This window comes from Brevibacillus massiliensis (assembly GCF_000311785.1).
GTDB classification, from domain to species: domain Bacteria; phylum Bacillota; class Bacilli; order Brevibacillales; family Brevibacillaceae; genus Brevibacillus_C; species Brevibacillus_C massiliensis.
The window spans coordinates 187,241-207,555 of the sequence record NZ_HE978535.1; the positions used below are offsets into that span (position 1 = coordinate 187,241).

Sequence of the window (20,315 nt, forward strand, 5' to 3'; positions counted from 1 at the left end):
ATAAAGCGGTCAAAAGAGGAAGGAGATAGACAGATGGACATGCTGCAGGTGGTCAATGTCACAAAAATCTACGAAGGGAAGGTTTCGTACCGAGCCCTCACCAACATCAATATGACGGTTGAGCAGGGAGAATTTGTCGGAATCATGGGTCCATCCGGCAGTGGAAAAACGACGTTTCTCAATATGGTGTCGACGATAGATTCGCCGACGTCGGGGGAGGTATTGATCGACGGGAAAAACCCCCACAAGTTGAAAAGGGGCCAGCTGGCCTTGTTCCGTCGGCGCGAGCTGGGTTTTGTGTTCCAGGATTTCAACCTGCTGGATACGTTGACTGTCAGGGAAAACATCGTCTTGCCGCTGACGCTGGACGGTGTCAGCGTGAAAGAGATGGACCGGCGGGTATCGGAGGCGGCAGCGAAGCTGGGCATCGAACACATCCTCGACAAGCGGACCTACGAAATCTCCGGCGGTCAGGCGCAGCGAACCGCCATTGCCCGGGCGATCATTCACGCTCCCAAGCTGCTTCTGGCCGATGAGCCGACGGGAAACCTCGATTCCAAAGCATCCCGGGACGTGCTGGAAACGATGGAGCAGATCAACCGGGCAGACGGCACCACGATGATGATGGTCACCCACGATGCGCTGGCGGCCAGCTACTGCGACCGTGTCGTCTTCATCAAGGACGGAGAACTGTACAACGAAATTCACCGCGGAGAAAATCGCCAGGCTTTCTTCCAGCAGATCATCGACGTGCTGTCGCTCCTAGGCGGGAATGCCGCCGACTTGTCAGGAGTTCGCCTGTGAGCTCGGCTACTTTTTCGGGAAGGTTTCATTCGAAGCTTTTCTTACCGCTGCTTAACGGCATGCGGAAACACAATGCGCATGGCCGTTCCCACGCCCACTTCAGATTCCACCTCGACCTGGTGATTGAGGCGTGTACAAATCTCCTTCACCAGGTACAGCCCCATGCCCGTCGATTCCTGGAAAACCCGGCCGTTTTCGCCGGTAAAAAAGGGACGGAAGATGCGCTTGATGTCACCTGAAGGAATGCCGACGCCGCGATCGCGAACTTCCAGCACTACGTCGCAACCGCGGATTGTGCTGGAGACAGTGACGTTTTGCTGGCTCCCGGACGAGTAGCGAATGGCATTGGTGATCAGCTGACCCACGACGAAGAACAGCCACTTCGCGTCCGATTCCACTGTCAGGCCGGGCTCCACCTGCAAATCCGGGTAGACGTAATTTCGAATAAACAGCCGCTTGTTTTCCTGGATCACCTTGTGAACAAGTTCCCGCAGCACGACTCGCTCAACGCGAAAGTCCTGCTCGAACACGTCCATCCGGGTCGCGTACAGTACCATTTCCAGGCCCTTGGCAAGCCGGTCAGCCTCTTCCCGGATGCTCTGGGCACGCGGGTCGTCCTCCTCCTGTACAGTCAGCGAGATGACGGAGAGAGGCGTTTTCATCTGATGGACCCACTGGGAGATAAACGTCACGTGCTCCCGTTTTTTGCGGTCGTATTCGTGGATCTTGGCCTGGTACAGGCGGCCATGCAAAAGCTGATGCAGCGCCTGGTTGAGCGGCCCCCAGCCAACCGGCTCCGAGAACTCTTCCAATGATTCAGGCGGAGTTGACAAACGCTGATAAAAATAACGATTGCTTAGATAACGGTAGATGAGGTAGCAAACGAGCAGGAAAATCCCCAGAAACATGGCGTATAGGGCGATCTTCGTGTTCCCGGCGCCGGACAGCCAAAAGGTTAACGATATGATAAACAATTGGGCCAAATTGACGAAGAACAGGGGAAGTGACTCGCGAACGAAAAGCTTCACCTGTCTTCCCCCCCACGAAACTGTCAAGCGATATCCAGAGCCCCGAACCGTTTCAATGCCATCCTCAATGCCGAGTTCCTGCAGTTTCTTGCGGACGCGGGTAATGTTTACGTTCAGCGTATTGTCGTCGACGTACGACTGATCGTCCCACAGTTTTTCCAACAGCGATTCCCGACTGACCACACGCGGATAGCGGCTCATCAACATCTCCAGCAAATCTGACTCCTTTTTCGTGAGGGATACGGCCTTGCCGTGCAAGCCAGCTTCCATTCGCTCCGGGTACAGGGTGAGCCCGGCCTGTTCGATGACGCGCTCTTCATTTCGAGAGGCATACTCCCCGTAGGTGCGGCGCAAATGGCTGCGGATTTTGGCCATGACGACTTCATAGTGAAACGGTTTTGCGATGTAGCCGTCCGCTCCGTTTTCCAGGGCCATGATCTGGTCCATATCTCCGGCCCGGGCCGAGATGAATATGATCGGGCACTTGGACTGGCTGCGGATCTGTCGGCACCAGTAATACCCGTCGTACTCCGGCAGGTTGATATCCAGCAGGACCATATCAGGGTTCACCTCGCCAAACAGGGCGAGGATCCTGCCGAATTCCTTTGCGATAACGGCCCGATAACCGTATTTTTCGATATGGGCCCGAAGCAATTCTGCTATTTTCAAGTCATCTTCGACGATCATGATTGTGTACATGGTTCAACCACCTCATCCTGGTCATGTATGGCCGCGTTCGGCGGTCCAAGGGCAAATCCGGGGTTAAACAAGTGCGGGAGTTGGGATACTAGAGACAAACACTTTCTGCCAAAGGAGGGTCACAGTTGATATCCGCGAAGCAGCGTGAGCTGGTGCAAAAACAGCTGCACCGGGACGAGAGCAAGATCGTCAACATTGTGCTGACCAATGAACAACAGGTGGCCGGCGAGATTGAACACGCCAACCACCAGGGAATCGTCATGCGCGATGGCCGCCGTTACGATTATGCAGATATCCGGGAGATCAACGGGGTCTACTAAAAATACCCCCTCCCGCTTCGTACATAGCTGTATTTCGTCACAAGCCGGTTGCCGGGAAAAAGTGGCGCAGACCGTTCGGGAGCACCTGCTGCCACAGGCCCCACGTGTGTTCGCCGCGCAGCTCCGCATAGGTGACGCGGACTTTTTTCCGCTCCAGCGCTTCTTTTGCCTCCCGATTCCAGTAAACGAAGTCAAACGTCCCCATGTGGGTCTCCACACTGGTTTCCTGCAGGCCGACGATCATCCAGGCGTTCAGGCGGGGCATGTCGGCCGCCATGCGGATGCCCTTTATCGTCGGCAAGAGGAATGCGCCGGAGAGCGATAGCAGGTTGTGGAACAGATCGGGATAATCCATCGCCAGGTGCAGCGAGACTGTTCCGCCAAGCGAATCGCCGGCCAAGACCCGTTCCTCTGGCTGGCGCCTGATCGGAAAGTTGGATTCGATATAAGGGAGCAGCTCCGTGGCGAAGAACTGTTTGTAGAAGGCGTTAAGCTCTCCGACCGGAGAGTATTCGCTCGTTCGCTTCCTGCGTTCGACGGATACGCCGACGATGATCATTGGCTGCATGTTTTCTTCGAGGATCAGCTTGTTGGCGATCGTGGCGATCCGCCCCATCGTAAAAAAGTCGTTGCCGTCCTGGCAGTAAAGCACAGGGTAGGAGAGCATGTCGTTGTATCCGGGAGGAAGGTATACTTTTACCGGTCGCGACTCCCCGAGTATCCTGCTCGGCACCTCTTCTTTGACGATGGTTCGTTTCATGTAATCTGTCATAAGCACACACCTCGGTTCGCAAGGCTTGATTGGTAGATAGGAACAGCATCAGAGCCGTTTTTGTCGAAGTTGCAGTTTTACGCTTGAAAAAAAATGATACAGAATTTATATTAAATGATAACAGGGTAGAAATAAAGCCTGTTATAGCGCTGTTGCAACAATATGAACAGATAACATCACTGCACTATAACAGAAATGAAAACGGTTGCTGAAAACGGGCCTTTTTCCCATGTTTTTCCACTCTATTTTATCCAAGAGGTGAAGATGATGAGTGTTTCAACCGCTGTAGAGCAAGCCAGCAACAACAATCTGTTGCAAATTCTGGCGCCAGACGGTACGGTCGTTCGACCAGAGATGATGCCTCGGTTATCTGATGACGAACTGCGTGAATTAATGCGTAAAATGGTGTTTACCCGCGTGTGGGATCAACGCGCGATCAGCTTAAACCGCCAAGGACGCCTCGGCTTCTACGCTCCTGTTGCCGGACAAGAGGCAGCGATGGTAGGTTCGGAGGCAGCCCTTTCCAAAGAAGACTTTATCCTCCCCAGCTATCGCGACATTCCCCAAATGGTCTGGCACGGTTTTCCGCTGTATCAGGCCTTCCTGTATTCTCGCGGTCATGTACATGGTGGTCAAATTCCAGAGGGCGTAAACGTTCTCATGCCGCAAATTATCATCGCTGCCCAGTGTACCCAATTGAGCGGGGTGGCCATGGGCTTCAAGCTGCGCAACGAAAAACGCGTGGCGATTACCTACTTCGGTGACGGAGCCACCTCTCAAGGCGACTTCTACGAGGGTATGAACTTCGCCGGAGTCTACAAACTTCCTGCCATCTTCTTCTCGCAAAACAACGGCTATGCGATTTCGGTTCCATTCGAAAAGCAGACGGCCGCCGAAAACATCGCCGTAAAGGCAAAAGCTGCCGGTATCGCCAGCGCACGGGTGGACGGAATGGACATTCTCGCGGTGTACAAAGCGGTTCAAGAAGCGAAAGAGCGCGGCCTGGCCGGCGACGGAGCTACCTTGATCGAAGCTTTGACCTACCGCTACGGCCCGCACACGATGGCCGGAGACGATCCGACCCGCTACCGTACCGGAGAAGAACAGGGCGAGTGGGAACAGCGCGACCCCTTGATCCGCTTCCGCAAGTTCCTGGAAGGCAAAGGGCTGTGGAGCGAAAAAGACGAAGAAGCGGTCATCGAAGAAGCGAAACAGGCGGTTGCCGACGCAATCAAGAAAGCGGACGAATACCCGAAAATGAAAGTGACCGACTTGATTGACGTGATGTTCGAAACACTGCCGGCAGAATTGGAAGCGCAGAAGGCAGAATACCTGGAGAAGGAGTCGAAGTAACCGATGGCACAGATGACAATGGTTCAAGCGATAACGGATGCGCTGCGCACCGAATTGAAGCGCGATGAAACAGTACTTGTGTTCGGGGAAGACGTTGGGAAAAACGGGGGCGTATTCCGCGCCACAGACGGCCTGCAGGCTGAATTTGGCGAGAACCGCGTATTCGACACTCCTTTGGCTGAATCCGGTATCGGCGGGCTTGCAGTCGGTTTGGGCATCAACGGCTTCCGTCCGGTTGCCGAGATCCAGTTTTTCGGGTTTGTATTTGAGACCTTTGACGCTATCGCCTCACAGGCAGCGCGGATGCGCTATCGTTCAGGCGGGCGCTATCACAGCCCGATCACGTTCCGTTCGCCGTTTGGCGGCGGGGTGAAGACGCCAGAATTACACGCCGATTCTCTCGAAGGATTGTTCCTGCAAACGCCCGGCGTAAAGGTCGTGATTCCTTCCACGCCATACGATGCCAAAGGGCTGTTGATCTCTGCCATCCGCGACAACGATCCGGTCATTTTCCTGGAGCACATGAAGCTGTACCGTTCGTTCCGCGGCGAAGTGCCGGAAGGGGAGTACACCATCCCGCTCGGCAAGGCCAACGTGGTGCGCGAAGGCAGCGACGTGACGATCATCACCTACGGCGCCATGGTTCACACCAGCCTGAAAGCGGCGGAAGAGCTGGAAAAGGCGCGCGGAGCCAAGGCCGAAGTAATCGACCTGCGCACGATCAATCCGCTCGATATGGATACGGTCATCGCATCGGTACAAAAGACGAACCGTGCGATCGTCGTCCAGGAAGCGCAAAAAACCTCCGGCGTCGCCGCTGAGATCATTGCGCAAATCAACGAAAAAGCCATCCTGCATCTGGAGGCTCCCGTACTGCGCGTGACTGCTCCGGACACGGTCTACCCGTTTGCCCAGGCAGAAGACATCTGGCTTCCGGATGCGAAACGAGTGGTTGAAGCACTGAATAAAGTACTGGACTTTTAATGATATAACGGCGGAAAGAGTGCTTTCCGCCTTCTTTTCCGCGAGCTGCAAAGCGAATTTGAATAGGAGGGAACACGTGTGAGTCGTTTTGAATTCAAACTCCCGGATATCGGGGAAGGAATCCACGAAGGCGAGATCGTCAAGTGGCACGTGAAACAGGGCGATACGGTAGAGGAAGACCAAGTCATTTTGGAAGTGCAAAATGACAAAGCTGTCGTGGAAATTCCATCCCCTGTAAAAGGAAAAGTGTTGGAGCTGAAAGTCTCGGAAGGAACCGTTGCCGTCGTCGGCGATACGCTGGTCGTATTCGAGGCGGAAGGGGAAGTGCCGAATCTGCCGGTGCACGGGGAAGCGCCTGCGGCAGAGGAGAAAAGCGAACCGGCAGCCGGCGGTATGGAGCCGGGTTGTGACATTGGAGCACAGATCAGCGAAAACGCAAACAAACCGCTTGACACTCCGGCAGCAGCTGCCACGGCTGTGGCGACTGCTGCTCCGGTGGATCGCAAGCATGTGCTGGCGACTCCGTCCGTGCGCAAATACGCGCGGGAAAAGGGCGTGAACATCGCACTGGTGCCGGGCACCGGCAAGCTGGGCCGGATCACGCGGCAGGATGTGGACAGCTTCCTCTCCGGCGGTACGGCGCAGGCAGCGGCACCAACACCAGCGCCAGCCGCGGGACAACCGGCAGCCGAGACGGCAGCTCCAACTGCTCCGGCAGCTGCGGCAGCGGCTCCGACCGTGCACTACACGGCGCAAGCGGGCGAATTGGAAGAGCGCGTACCGCTGAAAGGCATCCGCAAAGCGATCTCCAAAGCGATGGTCAAGTCGGCCTATACTGCGCCGCACGTGACGATTTTCGACGAAGTGGACGTGACCGAACTGGTCGCACTGCGCAAGCAAGGAAAAGTGCTGGCTGAAGAAAAGGGCCTCAAACTCACTTACCTGCCGTTCATCGTGAAAGCTGTCGTTGCCGGGCTGAAAAAGTTCCCGGAACTGAACAGCTCGCTTGATGATGAAAAACAAGAAGTTATCTATAAAAAATACTACAACATCGGCATTGCCACATCTACCGACGACGGGCTGCTCGTTCCCGTTGTGAAGGCGGCGGACCGCAAATCCATCTTTGAAATTGCGGCAGAGATCTCCGAGCTGGCCGTAAAGGCTCGCGACCGCAAAGCGTCGGCTGACGAGCTGAAAGGCTCTACCTTCAGCATCACCAACATTGGCTCTGCCGGGGGAATGTTCTTTACCCCGATCATCAATCATCCGGAGGCAGCGATCCTCGGCGTAGGCCGCATCGCGGAAAAACCGGTGGTGAAAAACGGCGAGATCGTGGTCGCTCCCGTCCTGTCGCTGTCGCTGAGCTTTGACCACCGCCTGATTGACGGAGAACCGGCACAGCGCTTCGTCAACTACCTGAAACAGCTGTTGGAAAACCCGACACTGCTGGTCATGGAGGGATAACACATGGTAGTGGGAGAATTTACGACTGAAGTCGACGTACTGGTTATCGGTGCAGGACCGGGCGGTTATGTAGCGGCGATCCGCGCGGCACAGCTCGGCAAAACCGTCACCGTCGTGGAAAAAGGGTCTGTCGGAGGCGTTTGCCTCAACGTGGGCTGCATCCCTTCCAAAGCCCTGATTCACGCCTCGCACACATATGAGGAGATGCAGAGCGCACAGGCGATGGGAATCTCCGCCGAGAACGTGAAAGTAGACTTCGCCAAAGTGCAGGAGTGGAAAGCGGGCATTGTCAAACAACTGACCGGCGGCGTCAGCTCGCTCTTTAAAGGAAACAAGATTCAAGTGATCGAGGGAGAAGCGCTGTTCGTCAACGAAAATGAGGTTCGCGTCTTCCACGGATACGATGTCAACCGCTACCGGTTTAACCACTGCATTATTGCAACCGGTTCTCGTCCGATCGAGCTGCCGGCCTTCCCGTTTGGCAAGCGCGTCCTCTCTTCCACGGAAGCGCTCAACCTGACCGAAGTGCCGAAGAGCCTGATCGTCATCGGCGGCGGTTACATCGGCGTCGAATTGGGGAGCGTGTACGCCCGTTTCGGTGCAAAAGTGACGATTCTCGAAGGCGGCGACCGCATTCTTCCCGGATTTGAAGCGGAAATGACGCGCTGGGTTGAACGGAAGCTGAAGAAAAGCAACGTGGAAATCCACACGAAGGCATTGGCTCAAGGAATGGAAGAGACGGAGAGCGGCGTGACCGTCAAGGCTGAGGTGAAAGGCGAGGCCAAGACCTTTGAAGCGGAATACGTGCTCGTCACGGTGGGCCGCCGACCCAATACGGATGAACTTGGTGTTCGCGACATCGGCATGAAGCTGACGGACAAAGGCTATATCGTCGTCGATAAACAGGGTCAGACCAGCATTCCCAATGTGTATGCCATCGGCGACATCGTCGAAGGGCCGGCCTTGGCGCATAAAGCTTCTTATGAAGGCAAGGTCGCGGCGGAAGCGATTGCCGGACAACCGGCAGAAGTCGACTACAAGGCGATTCCAGCCGTCGTCTTCTCCGATCCGGAAATCGCCAGCGTAGGTTTGAGCGAAAGTGATGCGAAAGCGCAAGGACTCGAGATCATCTCCGGCCGCTTCCCGTTTGCCGCCAATGGCCGCGCGCTTTCGGTCAACGCGGGTGAAGGCTTCATCAAACTGGTCGCCGACAAAGAGACGCATGTCCTGCTCGGAGCGCAGATCGTCGGGCCGGGAGCGTCCGATCTCATCGCGGAGATGGGGCTTGCCATCGAGATGGGGGCTGTGCTCGAAGATATCGAGCTGACCATCCACGCCCATCCGACCTTGGCCGAGGTGACGGTTGAGGCGGCAGAAATGGCGCTTGGACACCCTATCCATGTGTTAAATAAATAGGTATAATAGCTGGGAGAAGGGGACAATCCCTTCTCCCATTGTTGTAAGGAGGGAAACTATGGTTGCGATGTTTATGATCCACCGGTTGGCTGCCGTTCTCATTCTGCTCTGCCTGTTTTTGCCGATTGGAACGGGAACATTGGCTTCCAGGGACCCGCAGGCAGCGGCACAGCGCGCCGGCAAGCTGGCTGGTCTGCTGCGGATTCCGCATTTCGTTTTGATCGTTTCCATTATTACCGGACTGGCAGTATACTGGGCCGGGGGATTCCGGATTACGCTTTGGCTCGCGATTGTCTTTCTCCTGTTTTTGGCAATTGCCGCACTGTTCGGGATTATCACCAAGGCGCTAAAAAATGTCAAGGATTTGGCAGGCCGAAACGAATCGTTCCAGGCCGGCGCAAAGAAGGCGTTTGTCTTGAGCCTGGTGCTGGATCTGGTCATCCTGCTGATGGTGGCAGTCAAGTTTGCCCCCCTGCCGTTTTAAGCATAGGCATAAGCCAGCGAAGACTCCTGCCAATTCTTCCAGGCGGGAGTTTGCTGTTGGTCGAAAGAATTGTAGGAGCGGATAAGAGATGGCGTATCTTGTTATCGGCCTGGCCGGTTCGATTGGAGCATTACTGCGCTATTACGCAGGATTGTGGTCGCATGAGTGGTGGGCAAGCCCCTTTCCGCTTGGCACGCTGATCACCAATTACCTCGGCTGTTTTGTGCTGGCCTGGTTCTCTACCTGGGTCGTTGCCAGGCCCGTACCGGAATGGCTGCGTCTTGGTATCACGACCGGCTTGATTGGTTCCTTTACGACATTTTCAACATTCAGTGTGGAAACGGTCCAGCTGCTTCACGCCGGGCTCTTTCTGCTCGCGTTGATTTACGTGTTGACAAGCTTGTGGGGCGGCCTGCTGCTCGCCTGGCTGGGGTATCGGTTGGCAGCGGCCAAGAAAGCCTGAGGAGGAGCGCACATGGTGTGGCAAGGGTTTCTCGTGGCTGCAGGCGGATTTTTGGGGGCGACGCTGCGTTATGGCATTACCCGCTGGCTGGGAAAAAAAGCTTCCGGCGGGTTTCCTTATGGAACGCTGACGGTAAATCTGCTTGGCTCGTTTCTGTTGGGGTGGCTGACGGGGACAGGATTTGGTTCGGCTGCCTTGTTGTTTCTGGGAACGGGGTTCACAGGCGCCTTCACAACATTTTCGACGTTAAACTGGGAGAGCTTGCAAGCGGGACGCGCTGCTGCTGCGCTTAATCTGACGGTGAGCTATACCGTTGGGATCCTGCTGGCTTTTGCCGGTTACTGGGCAGGGGGCGGCCTCTCCTAGCCAGGCTGCAGCCGATTTTTTTCGACAGAGGGGAAAAATCGGCTGCAGCGGCTTGAACAATTTCTGCTATTCGACTGTACGGCTGTTTATATTGTAGGTGACGTGCAGGGTCTGCCCCGCGAGAGAGTACCTGGGAGGCGTAGAGAAAAAGAGGCTCGGTTGAAATACGATGTCCGCGATATCCTGGTGACTGTACGTCCCGTCCTCCTGTTGAATAAGCAATTGACTGTTTTCCTCGTCATAGCCAATCTCCGGAACCAAGCGTTGTAAAAGCGCTCCGACATCGTTTGCTGTGGACAGCCCCTGCTCAGCCCACTCCACTTCGGCCACCAGTTTGGGAGCCAGTTCTTCCCACTTCGCCATGAAGACCGCTTGCAGATAAGAAGCAGTTAACAGGGTAAATCTGCTTTTAATCACGGCCGGATCGTCCCGCAGCCCTTTTTCAATCGGGAAGATGATGTCAACGGAGCCCTTTTTGGCGGCAAGAAGCGCATCTTTCACCCCTTCGACAAACTCCGTCTGCGGCAGCGCGAGCAAATACTCGTAAAGGTCGTCCACTCCCTTGACGTGATCAGTCGCATCCGGATCGAAAAAGCGCGGAGTCGATTCCATGAACAATGGAGAAAAGTAAAGAAATTCCCGGTACAAATTTTCTTGCCGAAGCCGGTCAATCGTTTGTTTTACCCAGTTGTAATGCTGGACAGGCGGTGACTGGCTGCTGAGCGTGTGCAAGCTGACTGCCATCTCGAACAAGGGAGAGACGCCGTAGCGTACAACAGGTCGCATATCCTGCATCTTGGTTAGGCCAATTGTGATCATCGTTTTTTCCTCCTCGCGCTTTTCTCCTTTTCTATCATACGCAGGAATGTGGGACAATTCAACGATGACCTTTCGTGAATGCTTCAGAACGCGTTGCCGGATCACCTTCGCACCAGACCGCAAGTGGGGCAGTCGTGCAACCATTCCCTCGCCTAAGCAGGTGGGAGACCTCTGGCTGAGCAGGCCGCATCGCAAACGACAAAAGGCCGGGTTGCCCCTAGCCTTCTCGTGTCATCACTTGCCGCGAATGGTTGGCCTGCTTTACTTTTTTCGAGCCGGACAGCGGTTCGCCGGTCTGTTCCGGTTGGTACCGGTTGTTGTACGTCTGGTGCGGATTTTCTGTTGGCTCTTTGCGCATGGGATCAGCTCCTTTTCGGTAGTATGTGAAACTGTGTCCCAAGTCAATGCGGCCAAAAAAGTGGGCCATCTGGAAGAAATTCCGGCTGCCTGAAAGAGATGGCATTTTCCTGTTGTTTATCCGCTTTCCCATCGATTAAAATGATTAGATATGCAGTAATTTTAGGAGGAACACATGAGCGTTTTGATCGTAGAAAATGTATCGCACGGATTTGGCGATCGGACCCTGTTTAAAGAGGTGTCCTTTCGGCTGCAGCCAGGAGAGCATGTGGGACTTGTCGGCGCGAACGGAACGGGCAAGTCGACGCTGATGGGCCTGCTCACCCGCCAATTGATTCCGGACGAAGGCAAGATTGAGTGGATGCCGAAGGTGGAATACGGCTACCTGGATCAGCACACCAAATTGGCGGCGGGAAAGACGATTCGCGACGTCTTGAAGGAAGCATTTCTTCCTCAGCTCGAGCTGGAGGAGGAAATTATGAAAATCGCCGAGCAAATGGCCGAGGCAAGTCCGGAGGAACTGGAACAGCTGCTTGAGCGGATGGGCGAGATTCAGGAGCGGCTGGAGACGAGCGGCTTTTACCTGATCGATGCCAAGGTGGATGAAATCGGCAACGCCCTGGGGCTGGATGCGATCGGAATGGACCGGGACGTAACGGCTTTGTCCGGCGGCCAGCGGACCAAGGTGCTGTTAGCCAAGCTGCTGCTCTCCCAACCGACTGTTCTGCTGCTTGACGAGCCGACCAACTATCTGGACGATGAACACATCGGCTGGCTGAAAAATTATTTAAAGAATTATCCATACGCGTTTATCCTGATTTCCCACGATACTTCCTTTATGAACGAAGTTGTAGGCGTGATCTATCACCTCGAATTTACAAAGCTGACGCGGTACACCGGCAATTACGAGTCGTTCCTCGCCCAGTCGGAGATGAAACGCAGCCAGCATTTCGACGCGTATGAAAAGCAGCAGGAACAGATCTCCAAAATGGAGGACTTCATCGCCCGCAACAAAGCAAGGGCCTCGACCAGCGGCCGCGCCAAGAGCCGGCAAAAGCAGCTGGATCGGATGGAGCGGATCGACAAGCCGGAGACGGCGGCAAAACCTACCTTCATCTTTAAAGAGGCACGTGCCAGCGGACGATACGTGTTTGAAGCGGAAGACCTGGAGATCGGATATTCTCATCCGCTGATGCCAAAATTGACGATGAGTCTGGAACGGGGGGAAAAGGTGGCGGTCGTCGGGATGAACGGAGTGGGGAAATCCACGCTGTTGAAGACTGTCCTCGGGATCATCCCGCCGCTTGGCGGAAAACTGGAGCGCGGCGATTTCCTGTTCCCGGCTTATTTCGAGCAGGAGGTAAAGCCGAAAGCTGTCACCGCGCTTGACGACATGTGGAATGACTTCCCCCATCTGAACAATCACGAAGTACGTGCTGCGCTTGCCCGCTGCGGGCTGACCAATGACCATATCAACCGCAGCATGGCGGCGCTGTCTGGGGGCGAACAAGCCAAGGTTCGGCTGTGCAAGCTGCTGCAGCGGGAGAGCAACTGGCTGATTTTTGACGAGCCGACCAACCACCTTGATGTCGTCGCCAAGGAGGAGCTGAAACGGGCGCTGATTGCGTTTAAAGGAACGGTGCTGCTCGTCTGTCACGAACCGGAATTTTATCAGGATTGGGTGACCCGGGTCTGGAATGTCGAAGAGTGGGCGAATCAGTCGGCGAAAAGCGCGATGCGCGTTTAATTTGCGGTGAACGGGGCTGTCCCAGAAGTAGGTTTTCTACTGAAGGGTCAGCTTCTTTTTCATGAAATTACAACGGTGAAAACAACAAATAACACCTAATTCCTTTCCTGTCGACCCCTAGATGTTCGTTTTGACTGGTAATCCATTCTTCCTAGCCATTTCTCAAACGTTTGCCAGAGAATTACTTTCAGCCATCTGCTGATCTGCAACAGTGTGCTGACTCTTCCTTTCCAGTTTGATAAGGAGTAACAAGCAGTAGGCAATCAATTGTCTTGTCCATGGGCTTTCCTTTGCGTTGGATTTGGACAGGAACTACCTGACCTTTCCAGTGGAAAGGATTTTTTTCTGGTATGAACGGACAAATACCGAAGATTATTCGTATTTTGAATCATCAGGAAAGATTAATGCAACGCTAGTGCCCGCCCACGCAAAAAATCTAAATTTCACTGGTAACGTGGAAGGAGACAGGGAGTGAAATAAAGAACCTCCTATTGGTTAGCAACCAGAGGAGGTGAGGCCACTGTGAACAGACAGTGGGCAAGAGAATTGGTCTCTTACTCCTCCAAGATATACCAGCTAAAGTCAATGGTCAAGCAGGCAAAAGACGGAAGACGATCACCAGACATCAGCCCCTCGACGATTTACGTCGTCATGCTGGTGGAAGAAATCAAATATGTATTGAATTTTTAAAATATAGGTAATATAACCAATGTTGGTAATGTAATTTAAACTTAAATGTGAAATAATATTTCAATAATTGAAATGCTTATAACCAAAGGTGTAAGTATTTTTAATTCAAACAAATATGAAATACCATTTCAATTATTGGAATGGTATGGGAGTGGATTTAAGATATGAGGGGGATGATCATTTTACAAGAAGGCGGGGTAACAAATAGATGAATGCAAGTGTGATAAAAGCGCTTAAACTATTAGACCTGTTTACCAGTGATGAAAAGGAGCTGACTTTGGCCGAAATTGCGCGTAAAAGTGATCTTGCCAAGCCAACTGCGTACCGCTTACTTACTTCCCTTGAAGTATGCGGCTTTCTGATCAAAACAAAAATGTCTGATCAAGACATACGTTATAAGCTTGGCCTTAAGCTGCTTGAACTTGGAAATCTCGTAATGGAAGGATTGGAATTGAGAAAAATCGCTCTGCCTCACATGAAGAACTTATGTTCAGAAATTGACGAAGTCGTTCACTTGGTCATTCAGGAGGGAAATGAGGCAGTTTATATTGAGAAGGTAGAAAGTAAACAGAATTTACGGTTGTATACACGAATAGGAAAACGCTCCCCCTTGTATGTTGGCTCTGGCCCTAAATTACTATTTGCCTATCTACCTATAAAAGAGAGAAAACAACTTTTTGAAAGCCTTACTTTGGAATCGCTGACTCCGAATACGATCACCGACAAAGAAAAACTGTGGGAAGAGCTGAATAAAATCAACGAGCAAGGGTTTGCGGTAAGTCATGGAGAGCAGGATGCCAACACCTTTGGGATCTCATTTCCCATCCATGATTACACAGAGAAGGTAATTGCCGCTTTAGGCGTGAGTGGGTTAGCGGCTCGATTTACAGATGAAAATGAAGCATTCATTACGGAGAAAGTTCGGGAGGCGGCTCAACTTATTTCCAAAGATTTAGGTTTTCGAGTTCGTGCATGATCAGGAATCAAAAGAGCCGTTCCCGGAATTTGCGGCGAACGGATTCGAACCGGTTATGAGCGCGGCGTCATCACCATAGGAGCAGGCACACAAGGTAACAGCATTCGCTTAGTGCCTCCACTGGTCACTTCCGATGAGCAATTAATGGAAGCGCTTTCTATTTTGAAACAAACGATTTAATGGTTAAAAGAAACGAACAAAAGGTGATGAAAAACATGAAAAAAGGACTTGTCTGGCAAATAATCGCTGGGATGATTTTGGGGATCATTTTTGGGTATCTAGCTAATGAATACGGTAAAGCCTTGAAGCCCATTGGGGACATCTTCATTAATATGATAAAAATTGTGATCGTGCCCCTTGTTTTCTCTACCATTGTTTCTAGTATAGCGGGAATGGGGAATTTGAAACGTGTAGGGAGGCTAGGACTTAAAACCCTTGTTTACTTTGAAATCATTACCACGATCGCCATCATTGTTGGCATCCTGGCGACCAATATTACAAAACCAGGGATCGGCGTAGACATCCAGCATCTACAAGCTTCTGATATCAAGAGTTATGTCGAAACGGCCGAAAATACCAAACCTTTGGACGTATTGGTAGGAATCTTTTCTCCGAATCTATTTGCTTCCTTGTCTCAAGGGAAAATCTTACCCGTTATTTTCTTCGCTGTGATGTTTGGGATCTCATTAGCATCCATCGGTGAGAAAGGAAAATCGGTATTAGCATTCTTCCAAGCGGTTTCTGAAACCATGTTTAGTTTTGTTCGCATGGTGATGGGATTTGCCCCGTTTGGTGTTTTCGCACTGATGGCCACCACCGTTGCAACGTATGGATTTAAGTCCTTGATCCCGTTAGGCAAACTGATCATTGTGAACCATTTAACCATTGTCTTCTTTATACTTGTCGTATTTGGAATCGTCGCGTTGTTGGCTAAAGTTAACCTGTTTGTGCTCATCCGCAATCTAAAGGAAGAGCTTATTATAGGCTATGTGACGGATAGCACGGAAACCGTTATGCCACAAATTATGAACAAAATGGAGAAGTTTGGTTGTGATCGATCGATTGTTTCTTTTGTTATTCCTACGGGTTATACCTTTAACCTGGATGGTTCGGCATTATATCAAGGGATGGTGGTTCCTTTTATTGCCCAGTTGTATGGGATCGACCTAAGCTTTGGCGAGCAGTTAACGATATTGGCCATCCTTATGCTGACATCCAAGGGAATTGCTGCTGTCCCTGGGGCGTCCTTCGCGGTCTTATCAGCAACTTTGCTGGCGGTTGGCCTTCCGGTGGAAGGATTGGGTCTGGTTCTCGCAGTGGACCGCCTGATGGATATGGCTCGAGGAATTGTCAACATCATTGGCTATGCACTTGCTGCCATTGTGGTGTCCAAATGGGAGAAGCTTTTCGACCCTAGCAAGGCTGTCTTGTTTAAGAAGAGTGCAACAAACGAAATCGAAGTTGCAGGGTAACACAGAGAAAACGAGGGAATTCGGAGATACCGGAGAGTGATGAGGATGAAACCTGTCAGGTGGAAAAGCGGTTGTAGAAGTGATGGTGCGAAGTTTTGGTAGCGTTTTCATATCGTTAAGATGAACGAGAAATAGACCGTTATCCTTTGTCCGAGGACTACCATTATCCAATCACCCGAATTGGTTCGGGATGGACTATATTTTGTGAAGGAAGGCGCATTACGCTTTTATATTGTCAATTCTTGGGGGAAACAGTTTACTGTGGGTATCTTGGGAAAAGGGAGCACGTTTGGTGAGATCGACTCTTTCTCTTTAGGGACTCATGGAGTGTATATCGAAACGATTGAAGATACTCTGCTGTGTGCCACAGCCTATCGTAACCCGCCCCTACATGTCGCCTTGGCGACCAATATCAAAGGCTGTCGACTTACTCGACAGCCTGCTGATGGTTCTACTCTCATATGAAAAGGGCCTCTCCAATAAATTTATCGCTGACCCATAGTGGCATATGGTTCATATTTGGCATACAACTCTTCACGACGCTCTCGATCAAAAAAGGTAGTAGCTGCGCCGGATTTACGGTTTTCATAGAGGGCGTCAAGATCTACCGTCCCTGTTATAACCATGTTTTGGTTCCATTCGGCCTCGGCTACTACGCCATTCGGTGCCCACTGTGCATCACAAGGACTTAGAATGGAAGCCTTTCCGAATCCAGTAGGAACTGGATTTCCTGGATTTCCAACAGTTGGACAATGGACGAAATAAACTTGGTTTTCGATGCATCTAGCCTGAGCACAGTGACGTACGCGCCAAAATCCATGTTCCGTAAATGTATAGGAAGGGCAGAAAATGATTTCCGCTCCCTTTAAACTTAAAATGCGGGACACTTCAGGTATTTCCGCTTCATAGCAAATCGCGACAGCAATTTTCGCAGGTCCGATTTCGTGTACCTGCAATTCATCTCCCTCCGAGATCCCAAACGAAAACTCCGCTGGAAATAGGTGTGTTTTGCTGTGCTCAACATAATTACCACTTTTATCAAAAATGTAGGAGACATTTAAATTTTTATCATGCTTTTTCACCAGATGTGAACCCGCAATAATTACCCGTTCACGATTTTTCGCTAAGTCGCTGAAAAAAGATATAAATTGGGGTGTAAATTGATCGAGTCGGCTAATTTCCGTTAAGGTCATTTGTTCAGCATCAGGATATGTTGTCAATAAACCCATTGTGAACAATTCGGGAAACAGAACATAATCTGCATCCTTAGGAACCTGATTCATTAAATGAAGCACTTGTTGTTTAAAATCTTCAAAGTTAGCAACGCGCTCCATCTGAAATTGACAAACTGAAATTGTTACATTCCTCATTTTAATCACCCCATCCAAGTAGTATATCATTCATTCTGCCGAATCAATTTTCTTCGTAATAAGCATTGCGGATTTCATCCAACGTGGCAAACCATGCTCCTTTTTCGGACATGTGCTGAATAAGCCGCTCCAGCATTGGCAGCATATGAGCACGACCGCTTGTTTGGGGATGCAAGGTTAAAATAAAACATGCTCCATCCTCTTGGTCACACGCATAGTCAAAGATGGCCTTCCAACGTTCAAATACTTCTTGCGTAGATCTCATTCCTTCAAGAAAACCCAAAACAAATTCCTGTGTTGGAAAATCGTCCAAAAACCACGAAACTGGAAATTCTACAATCGAACTCGGCGGGCCAAAAACATTCGCCTTGTCCATGTTAACTTCCAATACTGGCCGCGGCCGGTATGGATAAATGTCATTCCCCATCAAGCTGCTGTCGTACCGAAACCCGTACTTCTCCAAAATACTTAATGTATTGGGACTGTAATCCCATGCAGGGGAACGATAGCCACTCGGCTTAATGCCAATTTTAGCCAGCGATTCCAAACCCATCTCCAATATTTTTACTTCTTCTTCGTAGCTCAAATTTGTAATATCTTCATGAACATAACCATGATGGCCAATCTCATGCCCACGAGCAAAAACCTCTTTGCATACATCCGTATGCGTATCAACGGTGTGGCCAGGGATAAACCATGTCGTTTTGATTTGATATTTATCAAATAATTTTAGCAGCCGGGGTGCCCCGACTTCTGCTCCAAATTCACCTCTCGACAAATAAACCGGAGAGCTTCGCTTGATCGAACCCATCCATACCGATGCCGCATCAAAGTCACACCCAATGTTTACAGCCACACGTTTACCATTCGGAATTTTCACTTTACCCGTTACTTGCACGTTGACTCTCTCCTTTATTTATAGACATATTAAAGACGTACAACCCAAATGTAAACGATACCATTTCCTTTGTCAATGTTACAGTAAACAGATCAGCCCATTCATGGTAAAATCGTAATTGTCCTCAGAAGTAAAGGAAATCAAACCATGCTTCATTTTCAGTAAATAAGGACATATAAAAGACTAAAATATTAGGAGAAACCCAATGAAATTGAAATTAGCAATAATCGGTTCGAGGATACCGGTAAATACCATTTACGAAGTAGCCAAAGAGTTTCATAATTTGGAAGTAATTCCGATGATTTGCGAAAAATTGTCCGATGCGCCATCCGTAACCGCGAAAGCACTCCAGTTAGTTGATGTCATTGTATTTGGCGGACCTATCCCTTATTCACTTTCTCAACCGGTTTTAACCCCAGATAGCCGCGCGACTTATCTTCCTTATACAGGAACGACCATTTATAGTACTTTGATGAAGATATACATGGAATATAATTTTTTGCCAATTATTAGCTTTGAAGCTTCAGACCAAACACACGTAAACGAAGTCTACGATGAAATAGGGATGTCGCATATTCCGCGTTTTATTAAGGTGGTGAGAGATTTTGATCCTGAAGACATTATTCAACATCACTTAAAATTATGGAATGAGAGAAAAGTTCAAGTCATCGTTACAGGAATTCAAGTGGTATATGAATATTTTCAACAAAAGAAAATTCCCGTTTATATTTATAAAAATACGAAACAAACCATTCGTGAAACATTAAATAAAGCGATATTAATGGGTATGGAGCAAAAAAGACATTTTACGCAGATTACCGTTCTTCAATTTCAAATCGACAATTATGATCCGAAAGCGAGTCAAAAAGTATGGAAAGAATATCAAGAAATAAAGAGGAGAATTTTGGATTATGGCAAACAACTTTTTTCTGCTTCGGGAAACATAGATGAGAATTTAATCACGCTTTACATCACCAGAGGTATATTGGAAAAAGTAACCAATAATGTAACGAACTTTTCGATTTTGAAAGAAATTGAGAACAATTTTTCACATACGATCAGTTTAGGAATTGGCATGGGAGATACTGCCGATAGCGCCGCCTATAATGCCAGTAAAGCCCTGCAATTTTCAAAGCAGAATGGAGGAAACTGCGTATTTTTAATAGATGAGGAAAAAAGGGTCTATGGACCGTTAGGCTATCCAGAATCCTTGGAATATAACCTTGTAAATGTTTCAGAGGGAGATTTCGGGTCGTTAACCCTTCGAAAATTTTATGCTTGGTTGCAAATGATTAAAAAGAATAAGGTTACTACTCGTGATGTCCGGATTGGAATGAACACGAGTGACCGGCACGCTACCCGAATTTTAAAGCAGCTTCATGAGAAAGGGATCGCCACTGTGATTGGCAAGGAGTCACTCAATCAGAAGGGCAGGCCCCGCCCAATCTATGAGATTGATGTAACGAAATTAGAGGAGGTAATGCAGCCGTCTAAATGACGGTCCAGATCGTTGAAAAAGCCCTCCGGAATGTGTTCGCCATCTGCCTGGTTTGCCCGTTTTCTGCGCTGGATGACACAGTACGGGAAAGACGCCGAATTACTTGAGCCCAAGGCGTATCGATTGAAATTGCTTGCAGCTCATATCCACCAGAAGGCAGAGCTCCAAAAACTGGTTCAAGATTAACAGTAGGGTCTCATAATCATGGCCGTTTATGATTTAGAACAACAGGGACTGTTTACACCGCTTGCCACACCGATCGTAGTTAAAAACAAAAAAAAGACGACATTCGTTCAAACAACAAAGGATGGTAAAAAATTATTAGTAACGGGAGT

Annotated in this window: 21 protein-coding genes and 1 pseudogene; 15 read left to right on the forward strand and 7 right to left on the reverse strand. The window is 50.4% G+C overall.

Translation table 11 applies throughout. The annotated features are described in order from the left end of the window. The first annotated feature begins 39 nt into the window (after window positions 1–39). On the forward strand, window positions 40–804 hold the full coding sequence (locus tag HGBM_RS00980; RefSeq protein ID WP_026074112.1) for an ABC transporter ATP-binding protein: 765 nt from the start codon (window positions 40–42) through the stop codon (window positions 802–804). 41 nt (window positions 805–845) lie between these two features. On the opposite strand, the gene HGBM_RS31415 is transcribed toward HGBM_RS00980, so the two are convergent. Together HGBM_RS31415 and HGBM_RS32350 are read right to left on the reverse strand one after the other, a co-directional pair. Continuing rightward, the gene (locus tag HGBM_RS31415) at window positions 846–2,207 is read right to left on the reverse strand and encodes a winged helix-turn-helix domain-containing protein (RefSeq protein WP_390620948.1); all 1,362 of its coding nucleotides are present in this window, start codon (window positions 2,205–2,207) and stop codon (window positions 846–848) included. Continuing rightward, window positions 2,208–2,531: pseudogene (locus HGBM_RS32350) on the reverse strand (response regulator); the annotation flags it as partial. A gap of 125 nt (window positions 2,532–2,656) precedes the next feature. Between HGBM_RS32350 and HGBM_RS00995 the strand changes: the two are divergent. After that, window positions 2,657–2,851, forward strand: coding sequence for a hypothetical protein (locus HGBM_RS00995; protein ID WP_019119239.1), 195 nt, complete (start codon window positions 2,657–2,659; stop codon window positions 2,849–2,851). Window positions 2,852–2,888: 37 nt separating this feature from the next. Here HGBM_RS00995 and HGBM_RS01000 read toward each other — a convergent pair whose 3' ends face one another. Further along, a complete protein-coding gene (locus HGBM_RS01000; RefSeq protein ID WP_019119240.1) occupies window positions 2,889–3,623 on the reverse strand; it encodes an alpha/beta hydrolase in 735 nt (244 codons plus the stop codon). A 267-nt stretch (window positions 3,624–3,890) separates the two neighbouring features. Between HGBM_RS01000 and pdhA the strand changes: the two genes are divergently transcribed. The 7 genes from pdhA (at window position 3,891) to HGBM_RS01035 (ending at window position 10,153) form a co-directional block, all read left to right on the forward strand. Further along, the gene (gene pdhA, locus HGBM_RS01005; RefSeq protein ID WP_019119241.1) at window positions 3,891–4,976 is read left to right on the forward strand and encodes a pyruvate dehydrogenase (acetyl-transferring) E1 component subunit alpha; all 1,086 of its coding nucleotides are present in this window, start codon (window positions 3,891–3,893) and stop codon (window positions 4,974–4,976) included. A 3-nt stretch (window positions 4,977–4,979) separates the two neighbouring features. After that, window positions 4,980–5,960, forward strand: a complete 981-nt coding sequence (locus HGBM_RS01010) for an alpha-ketoacid dehydrogenase subunit beta (RefSeq protein ID WP_019119242.1) — start codon at window positions 4,980–4,982, stop codon at window positions 5,958–5,960. Window positions 5,961–6,038: 78 nt separating this feature from the next. Further along, the gene (locus HGBM_RS01015; RefSeq protein ID WP_019119243.1) at window positions 6,039–7,424 is read left to right on the forward strand and encodes a dihydrolipoamide acetyltransferase family protein; all 1,386 of its coding nucleotides are present in this window, start codon (window positions 6,039–6,041) and stop codon (window positions 7,422–7,424) included. A gap of 3 nt (window positions 7,425–7,427) precedes the next feature. Continuing rightward, complete coding sequence (gene lpdA, locus HGBM_RS01020) at window positions 7,428–8,840, forward strand: dihydrolipoyl dehydrogenase (protein WP_019119244.1); 1,413 nt, start codon at window positions 7,428–7,430, stop codon at window positions 8,838–8,840. 58 nt (window positions 8,841–8,898) lie between these two features. Further along, the gene (locus tag HGBM_RS01025) at window positions 8,899–9,324 is read left to right on the forward strand and encodes a hypothetical protein (protein WP_019119245.1); all 426 of its coding nucleotides are present in this window, start codon (window positions 8,899–8,901) and stop codon (window positions 9,322–9,324) included. An 88-nt stretch (window positions 9,325–9,412) separates the two neighbouring features. Then, a complete protein-coding gene (crcB, locus tag HGBM_RS01030; protein WP_019119246.1) occupies window positions 9,413–9,787 on the forward strand; it encodes a fluoride efflux transporter CrcB in 375 nt (124 codons plus the stop codon). 12 nt (window positions 9,788–9,799) lie between these two features. Then, a complete protein-coding gene (locus tag HGBM_RS01035) occupies window positions 9,800–10,153 on the forward strand; it encodes a fluoride efflux transporter FluC (protein ID WP_019119247.1) in 354 nt (117 codons plus the stop codon). Between the two features lie 66 nt (window positions 10,154–10,219). Here HGBM_RS01035 and HGBM_RS01040 read toward each other — a convergent pair whose 3' ends face one another. Further along, window positions 10,220–10,972: a hypothetical protein gene (locus HGBM_RS01040; RefSeq protein WP_019119248.1), complete on the reverse strand. Its 753-nt coding sequence runs from the start codon at window positions 10,970–10,972 to the stop codon at window positions 10,220–10,222. Window positions 10,973–11,189: 217 nt separating this feature from the next. Further along, window positions 11,190–11,330: a small acid-soluble spore protein P gene (locus HGBM_RS01045; RefSeq protein ID WP_019119249.1), complete on the reverse strand. Its 141-nt coding sequence runs from the start codon at window positions 11,328–11,330 to the stop codon at window positions 11,190–11,192. 174 nt (window positions 11,331–11,504) lie between these two features. On the opposite strand from HGBM_RS01045, the gene HGBM_RS01050 reads away from it, so the two are divergent. From HGBM_RS01050 to HGBM_RS31425, 5 genes are all read left to right on the forward strand, one after another. Further along, window positions 11,505–13,076 (forward strand): ABC-F family ATP-binding cassette domain-containing protein, encoded by a 1,572-nt coding sequence (locus HGBM_RS01050; protein WP_019119250.1) that lies wholly within the window; start codon window positions 11,505–11,507, stop codon window positions 13,074–13,076. A 522-nt stretch (window positions 13,077–13,598) separates the two neighbouring features. Next, window positions 13,599–13,766, forward strand: a complete 168-nt coding sequence (locus HGBM_RS30110; RefSeq protein ID WP_019119251.1) for a hypothetical protein — start codon at window positions 13,599–13,601, stop codon at window positions 13,764–13,766. Window positions 13,767–13,974: 208 nt separating this feature from the next. Continuing rightward, window positions 13,975–14,742, forward strand: coding sequence for an IclR family transcriptional regulator (locus tag HGBM_RS01060; RefSeq protein WP_019119252.1), 768 nt, complete (start codon window positions 13,975–13,977; stop codon window positions 14,740–14,742). A gap of 215 nt (window positions 14,743–14,957) precedes the next feature. After that, window positions 14,958–16,214, forward strand: coding sequence for a dicarboxylate/amino acid:cation symporter (locus HGBM_RS01065; protein WP_019119253.1), 1,257 nt, complete (start codon window positions 14,958–14,960; stop codon window positions 16,212–16,214). Window positions 16,215–16,355: 141 nt separating this feature from the next. Then, on the forward strand, window positions 16,356–16,679 hold the full coding sequence (locus HGBM_RS31425) for a Crp/Fnr family transcriptional regulator (protein ID WP_315969934.1): 324 nt from the start codon (window positions 16,356–16,358) through the stop codon (window positions 16,677–16,679). 20 nt (window positions 16,680–16,699) lie between these two features. Here HGBM_RS31425 and HGBM_RS01070 read toward each other — a convergent pair whose 3' ends face one another. Continuing rightward, a complete protein-coding gene (locus tag HGBM_RS01070) occupies window positions 16,700–17,584 on the reverse strand; it encodes a carbon-nitrogen hydrolase family protein (RefSeq protein WP_019119254.1) in 885 nt (294 codons plus the stop codon). Window positions 17,585–17,627: 43 nt separating this feature from the next. After that, on the reverse strand, window positions 17,628–18,482 hold the full coding sequence (locus tag HGBM_RS01075) for a polysaccharide deacetylase family protein (RefSeq protein WP_019119255.1): 855 nt from the start codon (window positions 18,480–18,482) through the stop codon (window positions 17,628–17,630). A gap of 205 nt (window positions 18,483–18,687) precedes the next feature. Here HGBM_RS01075 and HGBM_RS01080 point away from each other — a divergent pair, with 205 nt between their 5' ends. Further along, window positions 18,688–19,980 (forward strand): hypothetical protein, encoded by a 1,293-nt coding sequence (locus tag HGBM_RS01080; protein WP_019119256.1) that lies wholly within the window; start codon window positions 18,688–18,690, stop codon window positions 19,978–19,980. Window positions 19,981–20,315 lie beyond the last annotated feature (335 nt).